Here is a 7,587-nt window from a genome sequence, read left to right as displayed (position 1 = left end):
GCTCTTTGATTTTCATTGAATATTAGAAAGGAGACCTCATGACACTTCCAGTTAGAAAATCCCTGTATGATGCAGTTTTACAGGCTTCAAAAGCGGATACTTGGGAACAAGCTACCAAGGAATGGAATGAAGTTTCCTTGATTTTTAACGGTATTGGCCGTAGCAATTGTGTCTGTGGAAATGCCATCAAGTACGCCTACGAACTCTTTAACGGTGTCACAGGTCAACGCCTCTTTCCAATTGGTAGCGACTGTGTTCGTCATTTTCATCGATTGTCCCTTGACCAGCAACTGGAAGAGGAAGAAAAACTGCTCAGAAAGGTTGAAAATCTGACCAGAAAAGCCCATAAAAAGGAGAAAATCAAGGTCAATAAAAGTGACTTTGACGAGCGACTTTTAAAATGGCTCTGGGAAAAAGATGTTTTCAAACCCAATCGTGGCAATCAATTTGCACCTGAGAGAGACTACCAGCTTTTCCTAGAAGTCTTTCAAGGAGGAAGTTGGACCAAGGCGGAGCCAAAGAAAAAAGCTCGGATGGAAGAAGTCCTTGAAAAGTGTATCAAGCCCTTTTTACTTGGAAAACCAGATGACCAACTCTACCTTGTCAAACTAGGAAAAGATAAAATTGATTACGAACAAGAACTCCGTATCCAGGCAGAGAAAGAGCGCAAGAAGAGGGATAAAATCGCCAAGCAATATGCAGACAATCTGGTTCTAGCTATGGGCCCAGCAGAGCGTGCCTATCAAGATTACTTTGGCTTTACAGAGACCTTAACTCAAGAAGAACGAAAGTGGGAGAAAATTCTTTTTGGTAAAAATCGGACAGAACGGGCTATCAAGGCCAAACAATACCAAAAAGAGCTGGAAAAAGACCAACGAATTGCTAGTCAGGATCCAATTGAAAGAAAGCAGAAGCAGACCTGGCTCCTCAATTCCTATTTTCGTGAGCTTCCTGAAGAAAAAGCCAGATTTGCTCGGCTCTTATTAGAATATCGAAAAAGCGGAGAAGTGCCTTTTTCAACTGAATATCTGTCAGATCATCTGCTCGACTTTTTCTATAAAATGAAAGCCTTTGAGTTTGAAATCTCACCAGAACAAGTCCGCGATTTTCTAAAAGAAAGCCTTCAGACAGAACATCTATCCTCAGCACAAGAAAGTTGGATAGAAGGAATTCTCCTCAACTGCATCAAACCATTTTTAGAACGATTAGTGATATGAGTAACACCTGCCGTGGAAATTTCATGGTAGGTTACATTTTATCCAAAAAATAATAGGGAATTGCAAAACTACTACTTGGTATTTTATATATAAAAAAAGTATGAAAACGCAACTCAATTTTAAGACTTTTTGCTAAATAAAGAGTATAATTAAAGTATGTTCCCTTTTTTATAGATAGTACACTAATATAAAAAAGTTAGGCTTACATATTTTTAAAATTTTATTTCAAGGAGGAATAATGGAAAAGTATTTTGGTGAAAAACAAGAACGTTTTTCATTTAGAAAATTATCAGTAGGACTTGTATCTGCAACGATTTCGAGTTTGTTTTTTATGTCTGTATTAGCTAGTTCATCTGTGGCAGCTCAAGAGACCAAAGGTGTTCACTATAAATATGTGACAGAGTCAGAGCTATCATCAGAAGAAAAGAAGCAGCTTATATATGATATTCCGACATACGTGGAGAATGATGATGAAACTTATTATCTTGTTTATAAGTTAAATTCTCAAAATCAACTGGCGGAATTACCAAATACTGGAAGCAAGAATGAGATGCAAGCCTTAGTTGCTGGTGCTAGCTTAGCAGCTCTGGGGATTTTAGTTTTTGCTGTTTCCAAGAAAAAAGTTAAGAATAAAACGGTATTGCATTTAGTATTGGTGGCAGGGATAGGAAACGGTATTCTAGTATCAGCCCATGCTTTAGAAAATAATCTTTTACTGAATTACAATACGGACTATGAATTGACCTCTGGAGAAAAATTACCTCTTCCTAAAGAGATTTCAGGTTACACATATATTGGATATATCAAAGAGGGAAAAACGACTTCTGATTCTAAGGTAAGTAATCAAGAGAAATCAGTAGCCACTCCAATAGATCAACAAAAGGTAGATTATACGATTGCACCGAATTTTATAGAGAGTCCATCAAAAATACAAGTGATTAACGGACAGTATGAGGCTGTTCCAGAATTTAGGGATGGACAAGTTGGAACTGTAGCTGATGCAACTCCTAAGCCAGGAGAAAACTCAGGGGAAATGTCCAGTATTCCTAGTGATTCGACAACCTCAGTTGAAGAAACAAACAAACCTGAAAAAGATGAGTCAAAAGACGAAACTTCAACAAAACCTGAAAATTCTGGTAATGCAATAACAGAAGAGAATGGGCAAACAGTACCAACTGAATCTAATCAAGGTGATACAAATAAAGTTGGAGAGTCAAATAAACCAGAAAATAATGACTCCAAAAATGAAACTTCAGAAAAAACTGTAGAAGAAGTTCCAGTAAAACCAAATGAAGGCACTACAGAAGGAACCTCAAATCAAGGAGCAGAAAATCCAGTTCAATCTGCAGAAGAATCAACAACAAACTCAGGAGAAGATGCAACTCCTAAGTCAGGAGAAAAATCAGGAGAGACTAAAGAAGAATCTACAGACGCTTCAGAAGTTCATTCTGCAACTCCAGTCGAGAAGCCGAAAGAACAAGAACTAGAAAAAACTGTAGAAGAAGTTCCAGTAAAACCAAATGAAGGCACCACAGAAGGAACCTCAACTCAAGGAGCAAAAAATCCAGTTCAATCTGCAGAAGAATCAACAACGAATTCAGAGAAAGTATCACCAGATACATCTAACGAAAATACTGGGGAAGTGTCCAGTAATCCTAGTAATTCGACAACCTCAGTTGAAGAAACAAACAAACCTGAAAAAGATGAGTTGAATGCCGAGCTTGGTAAAGAATCTGGCACGAAAGAATCTGACAAGTATCAGAATGCAGACCAAGCTAAGCGTACTGCCTACGATCAAGCACTTGCGGCAGCGAAAGCTGTAGCAGCTAAAGAAGGTGCAAGTCAAGCAGGGATTGACCAAGCTAAGAATGACCTAGTGGCAGCTGCGGCAGCCTTGAATGGACAAGCAACAAGTAAAGATGAGTTGAAAGCCGAAATTGCGAAAGAAGATGCAACAAAAGCTGACGCCAAGTACACGAATGCAGACCAAGCTAAGCGTACTGCCTATGATCAAGCACTTGCAGCAGCGAAAGCTGTAGCAGCTAAAGAAGGTGCAAGTCAAGCAGAAGTTGAGAAAGCTAAGAATGACTTAGTTGCAGCAGCGGCAGCCTTGAATGGTCAAGCAACAAGTAAAGATGAGTTGAAAGCCGAAACTTCAACAAAACCTGAAAATTCTGGTAATGCAACAACAGAGAGCGGACAAACAGAACCAGAACAACCAAAAGGAAATTCAACTGAGGATGTTTCAACCGAATCAAACACAGCCAATTCAAATGGAAACGAAGAAATTAAACAAGAAAATGAAGTAGAACCTGATAAAAAAGTAGAAGTTCAAGAGAAAACAATAGAACTAAGAAGTGTTTCTGATGTGGAGCTCTATAGTTATGAAGGAGATCGGTCAAAACAGCATACAAGCTTGGATAAAGTACCAGATAATAAATCTGCTTATTTCATTAAGGTGAAATCAGCTAAATTTAAAGATGTACTACTTCCAGTTTCAAATATTGAGGACACTATAAAGGACGGTAAAGCAGTCTATAAAATTACAGCTAGCTTGGAACACTTGAAGCAATCTGTAGACAATCAATATCAAGACAATTTTACTTATTATCTTCCAAAAGTTGTTCAAAACGATGGCCCTATCTACACATCATTTAAAAAATTAATAACTGATATGAATAGTAGACCAAGTGGAACATTCACACTTGGTGCAACAATGAATGCTCGCGAGTTTGAGTTAAATGAAAACCAAGAAAGTTATGTTACAAATAACTTTACAGGGAAATTGATTGGTAGTCATCAAGGTAAACATTATGCTATCTATAATTTGAAAAAGCCGTTATTTAATACATTAAATAATGCTACTATTCAGGATCTCACCTTGAAAGATGTCAATATTTCTGGTAAGAATCATGTCGCATCAGTTGCTAAGGAAGCCACAAATTCTTCAACTTTAGATAACGTTCACGTAAATGGAATCATTGCTGGTGAGCTAGGTATCGGAGGACTTGTCCAAAAAGTTGATAATTCTACAGTAAGAAATAGTAGCTTCACTGGAAGAATAACAAATACCTTTGTTACAACCTCTCAGTATGCAATTGGTGGCTTAGTAGGACAATTAACTGGATCTAATTCTGTAGTAGACCATTCTATTTCAACAGTAACCATTTCAAGTAATGCAGAATATTCTAACCAAACCATTGGTGGAATTGCAGGTATCGTAGAAAATAATGCAACTGTAAAAAATAGTTATACTGAAGGTGAAATAAATAATGCTAAACCATTCGCTAGAGTTGGTGGAGTTGCAGGTTCCCTATGGACGCAAGAAGGTGGAACAGATGATAATACCGGCCACTTGAATAATGTTCTCAGCGATATGAATATTACAAATGGGAATGCGATTTCTGGTTACCACTTCAATAATATAAAGGAAACAAATGTCTATAGTAATAAAGAAAACAAAGTAGTCAATGTTCAACAAGTTGATGATGAGGTGATGTCAGTTGATTCCACTGTAGAACGTGGTACTGAGATTGAAAAAACAGCAGTTCAAGCTAAGAAAGAGAAGATTACTAAAAAACACACTGTCACAGTGGAAGATTTCACAAATTCTGCTAAACAGGATGTAGATTATACCAAGGCAGCTCATTATCAGGAGACAAGAAAAGTTGCATATAAAAATATAGAAAAATTATTACCTTTCTATAATAGAGACACCATTGTGAAATATGGAAATCAATTATCAACTGATCATAACCTGTATAAGAAAGAACTGTTATCTGTTGTCCCTATGAAAAATGAGGAAGTAGTCTCAGATATCACTTCAAACAAGAATTCTATCAACCATTTATTACTACATTACAACGATGGAACATCTGAGAAAGTAAACATAACCTACCATAATGACTTTGCAAATCTGGCTGAGTATACTATTGGAAGTACAGGTCTAGTATACACACCAAATGCTTTCCTAAAAGATTACACATCTATAATAGACAGAGTTAAAAACGACTTAAATACAGTACAGTATAATCCAACTGCTCTTAAGAATTTGTTAGGAATCTCTGATAATATTAAATTAACAGAACTCTATCTAGATGAGCAATTCACTAAGACAAAAGATCACTTGACTGAGACTCTTAAAAAATTGCTTTCAGCTGATGCTGCTGTTTCTGGAAATAATAGTGCTATTGACAATTACATTGTTGATAAAATCAAGCGAAACAAAGAAGCCTTGATGCTAGGATTAACCTATCTAGAACGCTGGTATGATTTCAAATTTGATAAGGCTAGCGCAAAAGATTTGCTTATGTTCCATATGGATTTCTTTGGTAAGGGAAATACCTCTCCTCTTGATACGATTATTGAACTAGGTAAATCTGGCTACAACAATCTCTTGGCAAAAAATAATGTGGTTACTTACAATGCCTTGCTGACGAATAACTACGGTACAAAAGACCTGTTTAGTGCTTTAGAAGGCTATCGTAAAGCATTTGCACCTACTCAAACTAACAATGACTGGTTTAAATCACAGACCAAGGCTTATATCGTTGAAGAAAAATCTAATATTCCAGAAGTGAGGGCTAACCAGGAAAAAGCTGGTAGCAAGTACTCTATCGGTGTCTATGATCGAATCACTAGCGACAGCTGGAAATACCGTAACATGGTACTGCCTCTACTTACCTTGCCAGAAAAATCAGTCTTTGTTATCTCGACTATCTCTAGTCTAGGATTTGGTGCTTATGATCGTTATCGCAATAGTGACTATAAGGCTGGTGATAAGCTCAATAAGTTTGTTGAAAAGAGTGCTCACGAAACAGCAGAGCGTCAACGAGATCACTATGATTATTGGTATCGTATTCTAGATGAAAAAGGGCGTGAAAAGCTTTATCGAAATATCTTGCTTTATGATGCCTATAAATTTGGAAATGATAATACTGAAGGAAAGGCTAAAAAAGTAGCAGATTTTGATGATCCAAATCCTGCTATGAAACATTTCTTTGGACCTGTTGGAAATAAAGTCGGTCATAATGAACACGGTGCTTACGCCACAGGTGATGCCGTTTATTATATGGGGTATCGTATGTTGGATAAGGATGGAGCTATCACTTATACGCATGAAATGACGCACGATTCAGATCAGGACATTTATCTAGGTGGATATGGCAGAAGAAGTGGACTGGGACCAGAGTTCTTCGCCAAAGGATTGCTACAAGCGCCAGACCATCCAGATGATGCGACCATTACCATTAACTCAATCTTGAAACATTCAAAATCTGATAGTACAGAAGGACAACGATTACAAATACTCGATCCAACTACGAGATTTAAAGACGCAACAGATCTTCAGAACTACGTCCACAATATGTTCGATGTTATTTATATGCTAGAATATCTTGAAGGTAAATCTATCACAGAGAAACTTACTGATTATCAGAAAATGGAAGCTCTTAGAAAAATTGAGAACAAGTATGTAGAAGATCGTGAAGATGGAAATAAGGTTTACGCAACAAATGTAGTCAAAGATTTGACAGTAGAAGATGCTAAAAAACTGACAAGCTTTGAGAGTTTGATTGATAATAACATCCTTTCAGCTCGTGAATACAAGTCTAAAGAATACGAAAGAAATGGCTACTTCACTATTAAGTTATTTGCACCAATTTATGCAGCATTAAGTAGTAATATAGGAACACCAGGTGACCTGATGGGACGTCGTATAGCCTATGAACTACTAGCTGCTAAAGGCTTTAAAGATGGTATGGTACCATATATCTCAAACCAATACGAAGAAGAAGCCAAACAAAATGGTAAAAAGATAACTATTTATGGTAAAGAACGCGGATTGGTGACAGATGACTTGGTTTTGAAAAAGGTATTTAACGGTCAATATAAAACTTGGACAGAATTCAAGAAAGCTATGTACAAAGAACGCCAAGATAAGTTTGGACAATTAAATACAGTGTCATTTAAGGATCCATCAATTCCTTGGTATATTCGCGGAACAAAAACTATCAATAGCGTGACTGAATTACAGAAATTAATGGATGAAGCTGTTCGTAAGGATGCAGAAGATAATCGTTATTCTTGGTATAACTATAATCCAGAATATGATAGTGCGGTTCATAAGTTGAAGAGAGCAATCTTTAAAGCCTATCTTGACCAAACCGATGATTTTAGAAGTTCAATTTTTGAGAATAAAAAATAGTGTTTACTATTAGGAAATAAAAATTGAATGTAGAGAATTAGAATTGTCATTATTAAAAAAGATAAATTTTCCATTCGGAAAATAAAATGTATTGTTGGTTCGGTGTTACTCGGAAGTGTCTTGGTTGCACCGTAACCGTCCAATAGCGAAGTATATTGAAAAATC

The 7,587-nt window shown here is 36.7% G+C and carries 2 protein-coding genes; both read left to right on the top strand.

Annotated elements, in window-relative coordinates; genetic code table 11:
* Nucleotides 1-38 precede the first annotated feature (38 nt).
* Nucleotides 39-1,217, top strand: coding sequence for a hypothetical protein (locus HT688_RS04295; RefSeq protein ID WP_050262190.1), 1,179 nt, complete (start codon nt 39-41; stop codon nt 1,215-1,217).
* Nucleotides 1,218-1,455: 238 nt separating this feature from the next.
* Nucleotides 1,456-7,422 (top strand): ZmpA/ZmpB/ZmpC family metallo-endopeptidase, encoded by a 5,967-nt coding sequence (locus HT688_RS04290; RefSeq protein WP_172923588.1) that lies wholly within the window; start codon nt 1,456-1,458, stop codon nt 7,420-7,422.
* The last annotated feature ends 165 nt before the right edge of the window (nt 7,423-7,587 follow it).

This window comes from Streptococcus sp. 1559, assembly GCF_013276735.1.
In the GTDB taxonomy this organism is placed as follows: Bacteria; Bacillota; Bacilli; order Lactobacillales; family Streptococcaceae; genus Streptococcus; species Streptococcus pseudopneumoniae.
The sequence above is the reverse complement of the archived record's forward strand: the minus strand, read 5'-3'. Positions and strand labels throughout refer to the sequence as shown.